Genomic DNA, 16589 nt, shown 5'->3' on the forward strand with positions numbered 1-16589 from the left:
CAACGGCGCCGTCAAAGGCAGGGATATTATGGAGTCCGATTTACGGGCCATTTATCAGAGGTAGCCACGTATGTACCTCGATAAGGGACCGTGAAGACCCACCCTTGCTCCCTCAAGTACGCGACCGCCTGCCGTGCCGTCACCTTCGCCACGCCGTATTGCCGCATCATGACTTTCTCGCCGGGAATGGAACGGTTCGGCAAGATCTCGCCGCGCTGGATACTGTCCGCGACGTTTTCCGCGATCTTCTGATAAAGCGGCGTCTTCCTGGGCGAGCGTGGTGTCCCCGGCTGGCCGACGAACGTCCCCTCGCCTTGCACCGTGTACACGAGCCCCCGCTCCCGCGGCTCGCGCGCGACGCGACGGGCGGTTGTCCGGGCGATTTCGTAGTCCTTCTCCAGGGTGGCCTCGCTGGGTACGGGATCACCCGCTTTGAGCTCGCCGCGTTCGATCTGATCGCGGACCAGGTCGGCGACCTGCTTGTAAATAGGTACGGGCCCTTCGCGATCTAGCACGCTCGGATTATAGACGAAACCGTACATGCCCGCTCAGGCAAGACGTTCACCTGAGCGGACCGATACGTGCTACATACCAGTGCATACGGATGCCGATCAAGACGCTCCCGACGTACCAGCAGCCAGACCGGCATCCATCGCCATCAACCGGACACTGCCTGGTGTGTACGAACGATGCCAGGCCAGGAAGATCACCTTCATTCGTAAGACACCTCGCGAAAAGGAAAACGACCACAAAGAAATTCAGCATCAGGCTGGCTCGACGGTAAGGAAAGTGTGGCAACTGATTATCGACAGAGGCGACAGAACCGAAGACCCCGACCAAAACTGAAACCAGAGCCGGAACCCCACCCAAAGCCAGATCTCGAACCGAACCCGAACCCGAACTGATACCGGAACCCGGAACCGGAACTAAAACCGGAACCGGAGCCCACTTCCGCAGCCTCGCCCTGGAGCACCCCGCCACACGAACCACATTCCCAGGCCCCCTGCTCTCCCACCCCACGATCAGGCGCCACGCCAGGGGAGTCCTGCGCACTCGTCCGAAGAATCGCCGCACGCGACCAGAGATCCAGCCCGGGGCGCCGTGCCCGCCACCAACTTGACCCGAGACCGCCTGCAACCTCCTACGCCGTGGCAACCTCCGGCTACGTGCGATCCTCAAGCCGTGCGCGCCCATCCTCCATCCCGCAGAATGCCGCCCACCCGAGCCGATCTGGAGGCCGGCCCTTCCGCGATCGTTGACGGCCCCCGGATCTCCAACCTCACTCCCCATGACTCGCGGCTCAGTCCCTGCCGCCACTGAGCCGAGCCTTCAAGGGGATTCGACGGCACTAACTGGACCCGTGTACCGCGACAGGCATTGGTGGGCTACCCCTGCCCCGGCAGGTGTCACCTCCAGCACGGCACCTGCCGGGGCCTTCACCACCCTCGCAAGCCCAGACCGCCCACAAGCCTTGCCCTCGAAGGTTGGCGACGGCCCCGAACCCACAAGTACCACCATCGAACCTGCACTGTGCACGAGCCTCGCGAGGCCCATGACGAGCCCTGGGGCAGCCTCGCGTCGACGAACGAGGTCACCGACCAACCTTTGACCAAAAGCCACGTACTGCCCGAATAGCAACCAACGTGGCCGCGTATCGACGAGACCCCCATGCTCAACCCACCCGTACGACACCGAAACACCCAAGCAGCCCATCTCCCACCACGGCCCTCGACGAGACCCCGCCGTCATGGCGCGAACATCTCCTGCGGCGCCTCGCTCCCGGTAACCTTCGGATCTCTCCACCGAGCCCCTTGGCCGCCCCGCAGACTTCGACCTCGGAAGTGCGCAGACTCCCAGCAGCCAGGGTGAGCTCAGCCCCGGCGGACTCGCCGACCTGGATCAACCGGGTCGACTTCGGAAATTCGAACGACCGTGGGACCAGCGACCGCAGCAGAATCTCGCTGGGCCAGCCCCAGAGATAGTCCACGACGACGTCGTAGCCGTCCGCCCTTGGCGTCGATGAACGCCTGCGCCAGCACCTCGTCGGAGACAGCCGTGTTGATCACCGTATCGGCGCCGATGGCCAGCACTCCACGCACGGCGCCCGAGTCATCTCCGCCTCCCAGCTGTCGCTCAAGACGGCCAAGATCTCCGACCTGGCGATAAGCACCCTGGTAGCGCGCGGCCTCTCCTTGCGCAGGGCCCGCATGATCGTCCTAACCGTTGAGCGCTTCACGATCGGCTACATCCTCGAAGAGCAGGCCCCCGCCCGGACACCGACGCGTTGAAGGACTTCGACATGGCCACTATCAGCGAGCGCTTCCCGGCCGTGATGGCCGGCATGGCGGAATACTTCCACCCCGGCCGCACCGTCGACGACCTGTTCCTTGGTTGACTGGACATGATCATCAAGGGCCCCATACCGGATCCCGACACCACCCCCTGATGCTCTAGGCGGTTCCTCGAGCCACTCAAAAGCCTCCACCGGTGTGTAAACCCGATCCATGGCCCAAATGTCGGATGTCGCCGTGATCGGCGTAAAACTACACACACAACAAGAACGCCCTATGCGCCTTGAAAGTCTAAATGCCTCACTGCCGAGCTCGAAACCGTATAGCGACGGCATCGGCAAGAAATGGTGACGGCCATCGCATTGCCCTTCGACGACGCAGTACAGAACCGAAGGACCCCAAGGCGATGGCCGCAGACAACATTGTGGCCTCTAGAAGCCAGTAGGTGAAGCATATTCCAACCGGTGACTCCGACTTTGTTGTGGCCCTCCCGCTGGGCCGCAATCACGCGGCCTACTTGCCCGGCATCGACAGCAAGTACGCTGAGGCCGTCAAAGTTCACGTAAGTCCCATCGGGCGTACGAAGTGAATCAACCCTGCTGAGAGCAAGCAAGTCAGAGGGTTCACGGCACTCGACTGAGCCGGAAAGGAGTTCCCCCACGTCGTTACCTTGTCTGGAAAGACCCCGGGTGGAACGCCCGGCCGCATCAAGATATGGCACCCAAGACGGAACCCACCAGCATTTGATCATAAATCGGATACGGAGCCTCACCAGAGTCCGGCCGGAAACCTCAGCCAGAACCTCCCCCCGAATTCAGCCAGAACCCGGACCGAGTCCCACGAATGCCGGAAGGAGCTTGTCCCTTAAATCGGGATCGGGCACCCCAGACGGAGCTCCCCACCCAGATTCGGTGTGAGCGAAGAGCCCCGCCTGAGATCGTTGCGAACCCACTGACGTGATCCCATGTCTTCCAGGAGGACATGGGATCCCGCCACGGCGAGGAAAGACCGGCTGACGTCCGAGACGGCCCTGACCCGCGCCATTAGATTCTCATGGCCGTCCCTTGGAAAACTCTGGTTCGGTGCTATACATGGGAAGATTCCCTTTGATGTCCGCTGGGTTTATAGTCCGCGGTCGATTTGGTTTACGTGGGGATCCGACGCCAGGCCCCATCTGTGATGATCAGGTGATCCAGCAGACGCAGCCCGACCGTCTCGGCGGCCTGGACGAGCTGTATCGTGGCCTCCAGATCGTCCGGGCTCGGATCGAGGGAGCCGCCCGGATGGTTGTGGGCGAGGCCGAACAGCGTTCCACCCGCGGTGAGCACTTCCCTGATCACCTCCCGGATCGGCACGGCCGTATGGTCAGTCCCCCCTTCGGTCAGCACCGAACGCTTGAGCACCCGGCCGCGCGTATCGCACGTCACCAGTACCAACCGCTCGTGCCTACGGCCGTGCAGCAGCGGAGCGCACGACTCGGCCAACTCGGACGTGCTGGTGATCCGCTCCCGTTCTGGCCGCGCATCCGCCCGGCGTACGAGATGAAAAGCCGCGGTCACTCGCGCCGCTTTCGCCGGGCCGACACCAGGCACGGTCAGTAACCGATGCGGATCGGAACGGCTGAGCGCATCGAGATCCCCGCAGTGCTCGATCAGTCGGGCCGCCAGATCCATGGCGCTCGATCCACGAAATCCCGAGCCGAGCAGCACGGCCAGCAACTCCCAATCCGCCAGCGCGGCGGCTCCGCTGGCCATGAGCCGTTCGCGTGGCCTGTCTCTGTCGGGCAGGTCTTTGACTCGCATCGGTAACCTCCGCAACCGTTCTACCAACGCCCACCGACAATCTCTGACCTGCACGTTCACGACGGAACCGGCCGCTCCCATTCGTCGGCACATGCACGAAATGCCGCAAGCCCCGTCCGACGGAGCGACCCGCACCACCCCCCAGCCCCCATGTCCGCACGACCATCCCTAACGACCTCAGTCCCCGTAACCTCATGAAGGCGAGCCGAAGCCAAGGCCCCATATACCCGAAGTGCCGGGCGACCCGGCGGCTCATGGACCGGACGTGTCCACGCACGGTCAGCGCGCAGAACACCCGGCTGAGCGGCTGGCCCTTCGCCCCCTCGAAGGCGGCCAGCAGGTTGTCGGTGCTGGCCTCGCCCATCCGCGCCAGGCGCAGGATCTGCTCGCGGGTCACAGGCTGTCCTATCGCCCACGGCAAGACGCCCAAGCAGGCATCCCTCGGCACCCCCGGCCAGCACGCCGCGCAACCTCAAGGCAGCACGAGCCGGCTTGCTTGCCGCTACGAAGGAGTGGCCCCCTCTCCTTCAGCGCCGAATTCTCCACCTATGCGCGCCTCTGTCCATGTGACAGGCAGGGAACTGGAACGCTGCGCAGACCGCAAGCGACGAGAGGCACGACGCTGGGAACGGGCCTTCCTACGTTGAGTGCCCCGCCGCAAGCCACACACGGAACGACGAGCACATCGACTTTCCCAGGTCGGCACTTTGAGCGCTTACACCGCGTCCGACATCATTGAAGGGCCCCCCGCAGCCCCTTGGCCGCCGTCACGATCGCCGACCCCAGCAACCCCTTGGTGCCGTCGCGTTCACCGATGCCCATGACCCCAGGGCGCTGTTGCGAGCAGAGTTTCAGCGCTCACCCGGTACGTCGGCACGAGCGATCGACGGACGTGGTACCGACGATCATCGACTCAGCAGCGCCAATGGCTGGCCCCAGCGCCAGAAGCTTGCGCCGGAGTATCGGACGGCAGCGGTAGATCGGCATGGGACGTCCATTCCCGCTGGCAGTTGCATTCGTCGGCAGCTCGGCCCGGCGTCTTCCCTCGTTTCGCTGGCCGATCCCGCACCAGCGGGTGGCTAAGCCTGCGCCACCAGAGTCCAATGCGGACAATGGAGCGCTCCTCATCCGCGATGAGCACGGCGTTCGGCCGAGACCGTCTGACAGGGCCAACGATACGACGCCGCGTATCGATGATCAACGCGGTGCTGCCCACCCAACGCGGCCGATCGCGCGATCGCTGATCTGCGTCCGTGGGCGATGCGGTGGTGTCGTGTGGCTGGTGTCACGGCGCGGGTGACCGGCGTGACGGCGTGACGGCGTGACGGCGTGAACGGATGAAATACTTTCGTTTACCCACGAACACTGTGGCGGTTCCGGCAGCCTGTGGCGACGACGCGAACGACCAGATCACCACGCACCGTCACCGTAAGCACCCACATGCGGGAATCCGTACGGCACTCATGCGCATAAATGCGGCATCCACCCCTGCCCGATCCGGGCGCGGGCATCAGCCGGGCTGAAGGTCCCGGGCGAGGAGGCGTACTCGCCCGGGACACTCGGCCCTAAACTGGCATGCTGTACGTGATTCGGAAGCGATCGCCCGGGATGACGATGTCGCTGGTCTCCACGGGGCGATCGCCCGCCCAGTGCGTACGTTCGACGTGCAGCACGTGAACGCCGGCCGCCAGATCGAGTGCATCGCTCTCCGCCGGACGAGGAATGCGGGTGTGCACACTCTCGACGATTTCGGTGATTTTTATACCGTGTGCATACATCCGCGCCACGAGGCTTCGTCGTTCCTCCTCCGAATGGGCGGCGAACTCCCGCGGCTCATAGGACGTGGCCAACTGCAGTGGTCTGCCGTCACCACGGAAGATGTACCGGGTTTTGGTGAGCGCGGTCGACTCGCCGATGCGTAGCCGTCTGGCGAGATCAGGGCCCGCTTCGGTCGGTTCGCTGTGCCAGTCCCAGGTCACGCGTCTGCCCTGGGACTGCAGATCGGCTGCGAACGGGGCCGGATGGTCGAGGAATCTCCATCGATGAAGCGATGTGAGGTCGGGGCGCTCCCTGACGTAATGGCCCGAGCCCACGCGGCCGATGATGAGGCCTTCGCCCGCGAGCACGCGTAGCGCGTGCCGGGCGGCGGTTTCGCCGACCTGATATTTGCGGGTCAGCTGAGCACGCGAGGGAATGGGCGCGCCGGGGGGGAGGGAGCCGTCGTTGATCTGTCGCCGAATGTCTTCGACGACACGCAGGTAGACCGGATCTGAGGTGGCCACTAGTCCATCCCTGGGGGTTCGTGTGAGGCGTTGCCCTATGTTGCCGTATTCGACAGGTAACCGACCGTCATCGATGACTGCTGGAGCCCCAACTTTGCGATGGCGGAAAATTATCAGAGAAACCCTGTAACGCCGATGTAAGGCCTGCCGATTCTCCGGTAGAGGTCGTCGATGTGTGTACCCCCGAGCACATATCGGCGACCTCTTCCAATGCCCGCCCCCGCGATGGACCGGATGTCCTGAGACCCCTCACGCTGGTCGCCACCGCCTTCTCCTGGTGACAAGGGCATGGCCACGCGTTCTCCTGCACACCCGATCTCGCCCCCGCCTGGCGATCCCTCGGCCTGGCGTGGCACGTGGTCGGCGGAGGACGGCGCCGGTCATCGGGACGACCTCCCGACGCGGACGTTGCGCGACGGGCGCGGCCGCGGGGCGTCATGCATCGTACGGCGCTGATCCACCGTACAACCGAACCCTCTACACCGTCCCCACCGGCGATACCGGCTCCCCCAGATCGCGACATCCCCCAGATTGCGGGCATGCGTCGGCCGCGGCACTTCAAACCAGGGTTGTCCTCCGAGCCCAGTCATCATGGACCCATAGCCAAGCCGTCCTGTGGCATCTGAGCATTGGCCCCCTCTGCTCAATGGCGGACCACCGCCTCCCTCCGGCGCCCGAGCAAAGCCCAACCAAACTGCGGCACACGGCGTATGTCGTCACTGACGGCGTCCGGGACCTCCCTGCGCCCACTCCCGACCCACCGCGGCACCTGCACCAGTCTGGCCCGTGCCCGCATCACAGCAGCAGTTTCCTATGTCTCGCGGCGTAGGTTGTCCTATGTCTTGAACCAGAAGCCAGGCGGGTGGCGAAGACTATGCCGTTGCCGGTCAGGGGCGCAACAGCCGCACTGGGCTTGCCAGCTCGGCCCGCATCACAGCATCTGCGCCGATCTGGCCCCTCGACCCGCATCACAGCCACCTGCACCGGTCTGGCCCCTTGGCCCGCGTCACGGCACCTGAACTGGCCTGAGCCGTTCGTGTCCACACCGTGGCACCCGCGCGGGATCGCCCTCGGCCCGCCACAAGGAGTGAATTGCCGCCGCATAATAGATCAACGACCGAAGCAGCACGTCGCCTGCCAGGCAGCATGAGACCGAGCGGCTAGAAACGCACCGCTGGACCGCCGTGCCATGGGGATCGCTTCATCGATGCCCGTGCAGGCTGGCCGTGCGATGTCAGTGCCCGGCTCTCGTGCGCGGCCCGTTCGGAACGGCCCTGTGCGGTGGTGTTAGCGGTTCGTCCTTATGTCGGTGTAGTTAAGGAGTACGGGCGACCTCCCGTCCAGGCGGAGCCCACAACGAACTGGACTGAGAGAAAATCGGGCGGATCGGACGTGCGTGGCGTTTTGGGGGGACTGAGCGAGATCCGGGGGCTGTTGTGGCGGTGGGGCCCGAGCGTCGGGATGACGGAGTGGTGGCTTGATCCTTGCCGGGCAATTGCCGGATGGGGGACCAGGGATGGGGTCGCGGGGGGTTGGTTGGGTGGCGAGATGCTGGCGAAAGGGGGCAAAAAGCGGCTCCAGGCAGGCAAAGCGGGGTGGCGACGTCCAACGGATTTCTGAATCCAGGTAGCGTTCGCACTATGGCATCGCCAACTGGAACCACCGACGCGCCCTTCGGCCGTATGCTGACCGCGATGGTCACGCCGTTCAACTCCGACGGCGAGGTCGATTATGTGGCTGTGCGACGTCTCGCCACCTATCTGGTGGAAGAGCAAGGCAATGACGGCTTGATCGTCAATGGGACGACCGGTGAGTCGCCCACCACCTCCGACGAGGAAAAGCAGCGGATCCTGAGCGCCGTTCTCGAGGCTGTCGGTGATCGCGCTACTGTGGTGGCGGGGGCGGGCACCAACGACACCCGCCACAGCGTCGAGCTCGCGAAGCAGGCGGCGCGTGCCGGAGCTCACGGGCTGCTGGTGGTGACGCCTTACTACAACAAGCCTCCGCAAGAGGGGCTCTATCAGCACTTCACCGCCGTAGCCGATGCGACCGGGCTTCCTGTGATGTTGTACGACATCCCAGGCCGCAGCGGCGTGCCGATCAACACCGAGACCCTGATTCGTCTCGCGCAGCATGAGCGTATCGTGGCGGTAAAGGACGCCAAGGGCGATCTGTTCGCGGGCAGTCAGGTGATGACGGCCACGGATCTCGCCTTCTATTCGGGCGACGACCTGCTCAACCTGGCCTGGCTCTCCGTGGGTGCGGCCGGGTTCGTGAGTGTCGTCGGGCACGTGGTCGGCGCGGACTTGGCACAGATGATCCAGTTGCACAGGAGTGGCGATGTCGCCCGGGCGCTGGACATCCACAGCCGGGTGGCCCCTGTGGTGGACGGCATCATGCTGCGCGCGGGCGGCGCGATCATGGCCAAGGCGGCGCTGAGCCTGGTAGGCGTCCCGATGGGTCCGGTACGGCTGCCGCTCGTGGACGCCACCGAGAAGCAAATCGCCGAGCTGCGTACTTGCCTGGTAGCCGGCGGGGTGAAGTTGGCAGACGCATAGATATGGGGAGGAACTGGGAGTTTTGAGAACGAGATCTGACCGTAGGGGCCAGGCATGAGTCATCCGCATCCCGAGCTTGGCTCCCCTCCGGCACTGCCCGAGGGAGGCCTGCGCATCGTCGCACTCGGTGGGTTGGGGGAGATCGGCAGGAACATGGCCGTCTTCGAGTACGACGGACGTTTGCTGATCGTCGATTGCGGAGTGCTGTTCCCCGAGCCGGACCAGCCGGGCGTTGACCTGATCCTGCCCGACTTCGAATACATCAGAGACCGGCTCGACGACGTCGAAGCCGTGGTGCTGACACACGCTCACGAGGACCATATCGGGGCGGTGCCGTACCTGCTGCGTGAGCGGCGCGACATCCCCCTCATCGGGTCCAAACTCACCTTGGCCTTGATCGAAGCCAAGCTCACTGAGCACAGGATCCAGCCGACCAAACTCGAGGTCATCGAGGGCGAACGGCACGCATTTGGGCCTTTTGACTGCGAGTTTCTCGCGGTCAACCATTCGATCCCCGACGCGCTCGCCGTGGCCATCAGGACTCCGGCCGGCATAGTCCTCCATACCGGTGACTTCCGGATGGACCAGTTGCCGAGCGACGGTCGGCTCACCGACCTCGGCGGCTTCGCCAGGCTCGGCAGCGAGGGCGTCGACCTGCTGATGTCCGACTCGACCAACGCCGAGGTGCCGGGGTTCGTCACCAGCGAACGGGAGATCGCGCCGGTCATCGACGAGGTGATCCGCACCTCCGAACAGCGGGTCATCGTGGCCAGCTTCGCTTCGCACGTGCATCGCATCCAGCAGGTCATGGACGCGGCCGCCAAGCACAGGCGCAAGGTGGCCCTGGTCGGACGTTCGATGGTGCGCAACATGGGCGTGGCCCGTGACCTGGGATATCTCAAGGTGCCGCCGGAGCTCATCGTCGACTCCCGCGACATCGAGGAGTGGCCGCCCGAGGACGTGGTGCTGATCTGCACCGGCTCCCAGGGCGAGCCGATGGCGGCGCTGTCCCGGATGGCCAACCGTGACCATCCGATCCGCATCGCCGAGGGCGACACCGTGCTGCTGGCCTCGTCGCTGGTGCCGGGGAACGAGTCCGCGGTCAACAAGGTGATCAACGGACTGACCAGGTGGGGCGCCCGGGTCGTGCACAAGGGCAACGCCAAGGTGCACGTCTCCGGTCACGCGGCCGCCGGCGAGCTCCTCTACGTGCTCAACCTCACACGCCCGTCGAACTTCATGCCCGTGCACGGCGAGTGGCGGCACCTGCGTGCCCACGCCAAGCTCGCCACGCTCACCGGTGTCCCCGAGGATCACATCGTGATCGCCGAGGACGGGGTCGTGGTGGACCTGGTGGACGGCCGGGCGAGGATCGTCGGTGCGGTGCACGCCGGGTATGTGTACGTCGACGGCTCGTCGGTGGGAGAGATCACCGACACCTCGTTGAAGGATCGCAAGATCCTCGGCGACGAGGGGTTCATCTCCGTGGTCATCGTGGTCGATTCCAACACTGGCAAGCTGACCGCGGGCCCCGAGATCCACGCACGTGGTTCCGGCATCGACCCCATGCAGTTCGACGAGTTCATCCCGCAGATCGAACGTGCCCTCGCGGAGAAGGCCGCGGACGGCGTGGTCGACATGCAGGAGATCCGCAGGGTGGTGCGGCGCACGGTAGGGCGCTGGGTGAGCGACACCTATCGCCGTCGGCCGATGATCATCCCCGTGGTGCTCGAGGTCTGAGCCTTCCTCCGGCGGTACGGCAGACGCCAACATCTGCCGTACCGCCGGAGGTTCGTACGCGCGGGCAATGTCCGGCGGCGTTCGCGAACCTGGGGTGGCGTGGGAGAGGACTCCGCCATCCGGGGGCGTTCTTGGACCTGGTGGGATGTGCTGGCGCTGGTCGAGATGCTCCTGTGCTGTGCTCGTCGGGTCTGGGATGGCTGCTGCCGGGGTGGGCGGCGAGGTTGTTTTGCCGACTCGGTCGAAGGTCAGCGGGCCTGGCCCTCGAAGATTTCTCATGCGCTTGGCGAACTGCCACGCTCGCCTGAGTGGGCAGCGGGTGGACGGGCGGTCGGCGGTTCGGCTCTCTAGGGCGGGACGGTCGGGGGCATGATCATGGCGATCGGCGGCATGGCCGTGGAACCGTTGCATCGAAGTTTTCAGCGGCCACATTTCAGGTGTCCCTCCGGCGTACCAGCCAGATGGCGGCCAGCGGTGGGAGCGTCGCGTAGGCGATCAGCACCGCGGCGGCCGCTGCGGGAGGGAGGAGCGAGCCGTAAACCGAGGTGACGTTGAGGTCGCCGGTGATCTCACGGGGGAGTGCGGCGATCATCACGGAGCCCAGGCGTTCGCTCCAGGGCTCGGGGATGTTGCCGACGATGATCGGGATCACGTAGACGAGACCGACTATGACGGTGATCGCGCCGGCAGCGGATCGCAGCAGCGCCCCCAGCCCAAGGCCGAGGAGCGCGAACACCGGCACGGTAAGGCTGATGGCCACCAGCAGCGGCAATCTGTCCGAGAGCGGGCCCGTGTAGGCGCCCGAGAAACGGTCGCCGAGCACCCAACGGGCGACGAAATAGGTGCCGAAGACCGCTGTTGAGCCGATGATCAGCCCAAGCGTGGCCACGATCGTGGACTTGGCGGCGATTATCGGCCAGCGACGAGGAACGACGGTCAGGCTTGTCTTGATCAAGCCGGTTATGTATTCGGACGTTATGGTGAGGACGCCCAGAACGCCCATGCACAACTGAGGCACGATCGCGAGCACTTCTTCCAGGTCCGCGATCCGTGCTCCTGCTTGCTGTGCCGGGGAAGCGCTGTCGTACATGTCGATGGCTGCTGTGGCGATCGCGAACCCCAGGAGGACGGCGGCGAGGCTGAGCCCGACGATGAGGTACGTCGAGCGGACCGAACGAACCTTCAGCCATTCGGCAGCGAGAACGCTCATGTGGTCATCCGTCCTGAGGGGTGAGGGTCCAGGTCGCGCCGGCTGGTCGGGGACTGTGTGCGATCGGATGGGCGTGAGGTCGGGGATCGAGAGTGCGTGTGTGGTGGCGGTGCGGTGCGGGAAGGTGGGTGCTCATGTGTGGGCCTGATTGGGGATCGAAGTGGGCTGCTGCATGAGCACGTTCCGTTACCAAGCGTGCTTGGGTGAGAGTGTGGTCCGGGGTTGGACGTCTTCTTGGCGACATTCCTTCGGGGCAGGGCTGTGGCGCAGGGGTGGGCGCCTGGAGCGGAAGCTTGGGGCGGGTCAGGGTCATGCGTCCCTCCGCTTGAGGACGTAATAGCCGAGGGCCAGAGCGATGAGTGGATAGGCGAGGAGCAGCGCGAGTGCGGCCGGGGGCGAGAGGAAACCGTCACCCAGGCGTGAGGAGAGGCGCTGGTCGGCTATCTGGGGGACGAGGTTCGGCAGGAGAAGAGGGGCCACGCGGGTGTTCCATGGTGGCGGCAAGTAGTTTGCGGCACCGGGTAGCACGAACAGCAGCGCGACCACCGACAAGATCGCTCCTGCCGTTGATCGGATGGCGGCTCCGAGGCCGAGCCCCACGAGCGCCAGGCATGTCACCGATAAGACCGAAGCGAGCAGCATGGGCAGGTCGTCGGTGAACGCGCTGTCGTTGAAGCCCACCTGGTGGCCGCCGATGATCAAGCGGCTGACCGAATAGGTGACCAGGAGGATCGAGAGGGCGGCCGTGAACGTGGCTATAGCCACGATCCCGGCTTTGGCCAGAAGGAACGTGCTGCGTTTGGGGACGGTGGTGAGGCTGGTGCGGATCATGCCGGTGGCATATTCGGTGGTGATCGCAAGCACGCCCAGCACGGCCAGGCTGATCTGCAGGAGAGGTAGAAAGCCCTGCTCCGGGGCTGCCGCTCGCAGAGAGCCACGGTCTTCCGCAAGAGCACTCACGTAGAGAGCCCACACCACGCCCAGGACCATCGTCATGGCCGCCGTGCCGATCGCGTGATAGGTGGAGGCCACCGAGCGCAGCTTCAACCATTCGGAGGAGAGCGTCGCCTTCATCGAGCTGCTCCGTATTCAAGACTGCCGGCGGTCAGGGCGAGGTAGGCGTCTTCGAGCGACGGATAGCGCGCCGTCAGCTCCGTTACGGTGGCCTCGGCGATCAGCCTGCCTCGGCCGATGATGACGATGCGCTCGGCGGTGAGGGCCATCTCGCTCATCAGGTGGCTGGACAGCAAGATCGTCCTCCCTTGTGCGGCCAGTGAGCGCATCAGGTCTCGGATCCAGCGCACGCCGTCGGGGTCGAGGCCGTTGACCGGCTCGTCGAACATCAGCACGTCAGGATCCCCGAGCAGCGCTGAGGCGATGCCGAGCCGCTGTTTCATGCCGAGTGAGAAGCCGCGCACCCGTCTTCGTGCCACGCCTGCCAGCCCGACCTGCTCGAGCACCTCGGCCACGCGCGCAGGGCCGATGCCGTTGGTGCGGGCCAGGCAGAGCAGGTGGTTGTACGCACTACGGCCGCCGTGGACGGCGTTGGCGTCCAGTAGCGCGCCTACCTCGTGCATCGGCTTGCTGATCGACGTATATCGGCGTCCGTTGATCAGCGCCTGGCCTGACGTCGGCGCGTCGAGACCGAGGATCATTCGCATCGTGGTGGACTTGCCGCTGCCGTTCGGGCCTAGAAAGCCGGTGACGTGACCGGGCTCGATGTTGAAGGACAGGTCGTCCACCGCGAGCGCGTCGCCGTAGCGCTTCGTGAGGTGTTGGAGTTGGATCATGCCGTAAAGGATGCGGGGCGGCGAGGGGCTGGCGCGTCGGACCACGGTTCGAACTTCAAGGTCAGACCCTGGGTTGACGTGCGCGCGCTGCTTCAGGGACTACGGTTCAACGCGTGGACGCCACCGACCCCATCTTCGTCAGGCGCTTGAGCCGCTGTCAGCTGATCATGCTTGATCTGGCGGCGGGACTGGGCTTCGCGTTCGTGTCTTTCACGGTGACGGCCGGTGCCATGGCGCTGCCGGCCTGGGCGAGGTTCGCCCTGCCCCTGGGGTTGGGACTGCCACTTGCCGTGCGGAGACTGTGGCCCTTGCCGGTCTTCTGCTTCACGTTGCTGCTCACCATCTGGACGATGCCGTTCGACTTCCTGAGGCTCGCTTATCTCTCGCCCGCGTACGCTCTTTACACCGTCGCGCTGTCCGGCACCCTCGGAGCTGTGCTGCCGACGTCGGCGATAGGTGTGTTGAGCCTGGTCAGCGTCTTCGGGCTGGGCGTGATGGGGGCGCCGTCTGAAGGCGCTCCAACCTGGCTGACACATCTTGACCAGCCGCTTCTGGGGATCGCGATGCTGGGCGGTGCCTGGACGATCGGGCGGTTCATGCATGAGCGCAGGCTTCGTGCGGCGCGTGACGCCGAGCGGTTGGCGACGCAGGCGGTTACGGAAGAACGGTTAAGGATCGCGCGCGAGTTGCACGATGTCGTCACGCACAGCGTGGGATTGATCGTGGTCAAGGCGGGTGTGGCCAATCACGTTATGGCGACCAAACCCGAGGAGGCGCACGACGCGTTGCGCGTGATCGAGACCGCCAGTCGGAGCGCGTTGGTCGAGATGCGTCATCTGCTTGGTGTGCTGAGGTCGACGTCGGCGCCCGATCTGATTCCCGCCCCAGGGCTTGCGGGGCTTGAAGCGCTGGTGGAGCGGACTCGGTCAGCGGGGATCGCGGTGGAGCTGGACGTGAGGGCCCAGGGCGCTGACGAGGCTCGTGCGGGGGATCGCCAGGCCGATGCTCGTCGTCAGCGGGGTGACCAGGGGGCGGGGAATGACGAGGGCCTAGGACAACGCGAAGGTGAGGCGCTCCGACCGCGGGGTGGCGAAGGCGGTGGCTTTCGCGAGGTGGGTGGCGAAGGTGACGGACTCCGTGAAGGGGATGGTGAAGGTGACGGACTCCGTGAAGGGGATGGCGGAGGTGACGGACTTCGCGAAGGGGATGGCGGAGGCGACGGGCTTGGCGTGTGGGAGCGCGACGGCGATCGGCCTCTCCGGTGGCAGAGCGCAGGTGACGGGCTTCGCGTTCGGGAGGGCGGAAGTGACGGGGCTGTCCGGTGGGAGGGCGTAGGTGAGGCGATTGCTGTCGCGGGTGGTGCTGGCGATCTTCCCTCAGCGGAGGGTGGCGCTGGTGAGGTGCTTCGTGAACAGCACGATGCCGGGCTAGGGAAGGCGAGAGCGGGGAAGCGGCTACGACTGCCTGATGGGGTCGGACTGTCGGTCTATCGGATCGTGCAAGAGGCGCTTACCAATGTCGTCAAACATGCTGCGCCTGCTCGCTGCCGGGTGTCTGTCGTAGCAAACGGTAGGGAGGTGCGGATTGAGGTGATCGATGACGGGCCTGGTAGGCGTACGTTGCCTTCCGAAGGGACGGGGCATGGCCTGATCGGGATGCGGGAGCGGGTGACGATGTTCGGCGGCACGTTTGAAGCTGGGAATCTTCCGGGGCGCGGGTTTCGGGTTTTCGCTCGGTTGCCCTACGAGGAGGTTCAGTGATCCGGGTGGTTGTGGCCGACGACCAGGCGTTGCTCCGGGGGAGTTTCAGAGTGCTGGTTGACTCCGAGCCCGACTTGGAAGTGGTGGGGGAGGCGGGGACGGGGGTCGAGGCTGTGTCCGTGGCAAGGGAGCGGCGTCCCGATGTGGTGTTGATGGATGTACGTATGCCGGAGATGGATGGGATCGAGGCCACCCGCCGGATACGGGATGTTTCGCGGGTTCTCGTGGTGACCATGTTCGATCTTGACTCTTATGTCTATGACGCCCTTCGAGCCGGGGCCAGTGGGTTTCTGCTCAAAGACACGCCGCCTCCGGATTTGCTCGCCGCTATTCGGGTGGTGGCGAGTGGGGAGGCCTTGCTGGCTCCAACGGTTACGCGGAGGCTGATCGAGGAATTCACCCGTACTCCTGTGCTGGCTCGGGTGCGAGGGTTGGAAGGGATTACGGAGCGGGAGCGGGAGGTGCTGACGTTGATCGCGCGAGGACTGTCCAATGGAGAAATTGCCGGTCATTTGCAGCTGAGTTTGGCCACGGTTAAAACTCATATCACTCGGCTGCTGGCTAAGTTGGAGGCTCGGGATCGGGCGCAGTTGGTTATCGCGGCTTACGAAAGTGGGTTGGTTTCTGCGGCGGGTTGATCTTCTTGATGGTGACGTGTTTCGTTGGTTAGTTGGTTGACTGATTGTTTGCTGGTGGCTTGTGCGATGTCGGCTGGCTTAATGGGCGGTTCAGGTCAATAGCGTTTACGCTGTGGCGGTCCAGATCTGTAGCAGGCCAGGGTTATAGCGGGCCAGGGCTATAACGGTTCAGATTAATGGCGGCTCGGGCTGGTGTTGCTTCAGGCTGGTCGGGGTCGGGGTCGGGGTCGGGGTCGGGGTCGGGGTCGGGGTCGGGATCGGGATCGGGATCGGGGTCGAGGTCGGCACGGGCGTGTGCTGGCGGTGGCGGTGGCGGTGGCGCAAAGGCTGACGGCGGAGCCAAGCCTGATGGTGGTTCAGGTGGTAGTGATTAGGCGGCAGGCGAGTGAGGGCGACTGGATGCCGCCGGCTTGGTCGGTAATTGTTTGGGTGTCATTTCTTGCAGTGTTGTGTTGGTGATGAATTAGGTGGTGTTCGATTGGTCGGTGCGGTGCGGTGCGGTGCGGTGCGGTGCGGTG

9 protein-coding genes and 1 pseudogene are annotated in these 16589 nt (G+C 64.9%); 4 read left to right on the top strand and 6 right to left on the bottom strand.

Annotation, left to right across the window (positions count from 1 at the left end; all coding sequences use genetic code 11):
• Positions 1 to 26: 26 nt before the first annotated feature.
• From BLS95_RS45135 to BLS95_RS45145, 3 genes are all read right to left on the bottom strand, one after another.
• Positions 27 to 542, bottom strand: a complete 516-nt coding sequence (locus BLS95_RS45135; RefSeq protein WP_090945775.1) for a GntR family transcriptional regulator — start codon at positions 540 to 542, stop codon at positions 27 to 29.
• A 2894-nt stretch (positions 543 to 3436) separates the two neighbouring features.
• Positions 3437 to 4093 (bottom strand): JAB domain-containing protein, encoded by a 657-nt coding sequence (locus BLS95_RS45140; RefSeq protein ID WP_090945776.1) that lies wholly within the window; start codon positions 4091 to 4093, stop codon positions 3437 to 3439.
• Positions 4094 to 5658: 1565 nt separating this feature from the next.
• Positions 5659 to 6375: a GntR family transcriptional regulator gene (locus tag BLS95_RS45145; protein ID WP_090945777.1), complete on the bottom strand. Its 717-nt coding sequence runs from the start codon at positions 6373 to 6375 to the stop codon at positions 5659 to 5661.
• Between the two features lie 1640 nt (positions 6376 to 8015).
• On the opposite strand from BLS95_RS45145, the gene dapA reads away from it, so the two are divergent.
• Together dapA and BLS95_RS45155 are read left to right on the top strand one after the other, a co-directional pair.
• Positions 8016 to 8933 carry a 4-hydroxy-tetrahydrodipicolinate synthase gene (gene dapA, locus BLS95_RS45150; protein ID WP_090945778.1) on the top strand — a complete coding sequence of 306 codons (918 nt, stop codon included), beginning with the start codon at positions 8016 to 8018 and terminating at the stop codon, positions 8931 to 8933.
• A gap of 54 nt (positions 8934 to 8987) precedes the next feature.
• Positions 8988 to 10673: a ribonuclease J gene (locus BLS95_RS45155; RefSeq protein WP_090945779.1), complete on the top strand. Its 1686-nt coding sequence runs from the start codon at positions 8988 to 8990 to the stop codon at positions 10671 to 10673.
• A gap of 433 nt (positions 10674 to 11106) precedes the next feature.
• On the opposite strand, the gene BLS95_RS45160 is transcribed toward BLS95_RS45155, so the two are convergent.
• The 3 genes and pseudogenes from BLS95_RS45160 to BLS95_RS45170 form a co-directional block, all read right to left on the bottom strand.
• Entirely contained in the window at positions 11107 to 11883 is a 777-nt protein-coding gene (locus BLS95_RS45160) for an ABC transporter permease subunit (RefSeq protein WP_090945780.1), read from the bottom strand.
• A gap of 309 nt (positions 11884 to 12192) precedes the next feature.
• A complete protein-coding gene (locus BLS95_RS45165) occupies positions 12193 to 12957 on the bottom strand; it encodes an ABC transporter permease (protein ID WP_090945781.1) in 765 nt (254 codons plus the stop codon).
• A gap of 62 nt (positions 12958 to 13019) precedes the next feature.
• Positions 13020 to 13673: pseudogene (locus BLS95_RS45170) on the bottom strand (ABC transporter ATP-binding protein); the annotation flags it as partial.
• A gap of 113 nt (positions 13674 to 13786) precedes the next feature.
• Between BLS95_RS45170 and BLS95_RS57255 the strand changes: the two are divergent.
• Positions 13787 to 15433: a sensor histidine kinase gene (locus tag BLS95_RS57255; protein ID WP_218136288.1), complete on the top strand. Its 1647-nt coding sequence runs from the start codon at positions 13787 to 13789 to the stop codon at positions 15431 to 15433.
• Positions 15430 to 16071: a response regulator gene (locus tag BLS95_RS45180; protein ID WP_090945782.1), complete on the top strand. Its 642-nt coding sequence runs from the start codon at positions 15430 to 15432 to the stop codon at positions 16069 to 16071. The genes BLS95_RS57255 and BLS95_RS45180 overlap by 4 nt, the downstream gene beginning before the upstream one ends.
• The last annotated feature ends 518 nt before the right edge of the window (positions 16072 to 16589 follow it).

The organism is Nonomuraea jiangxiensis (assembly GCF_900099965.1).
Taxonomy (GTDB): domain Bacteria; phylum Actinomycetota; class Actinomycetes; order Streptosporangiales; family Streptosporangiaceae; genus Nonomuraea; species Nonomuraea jiangxiensis.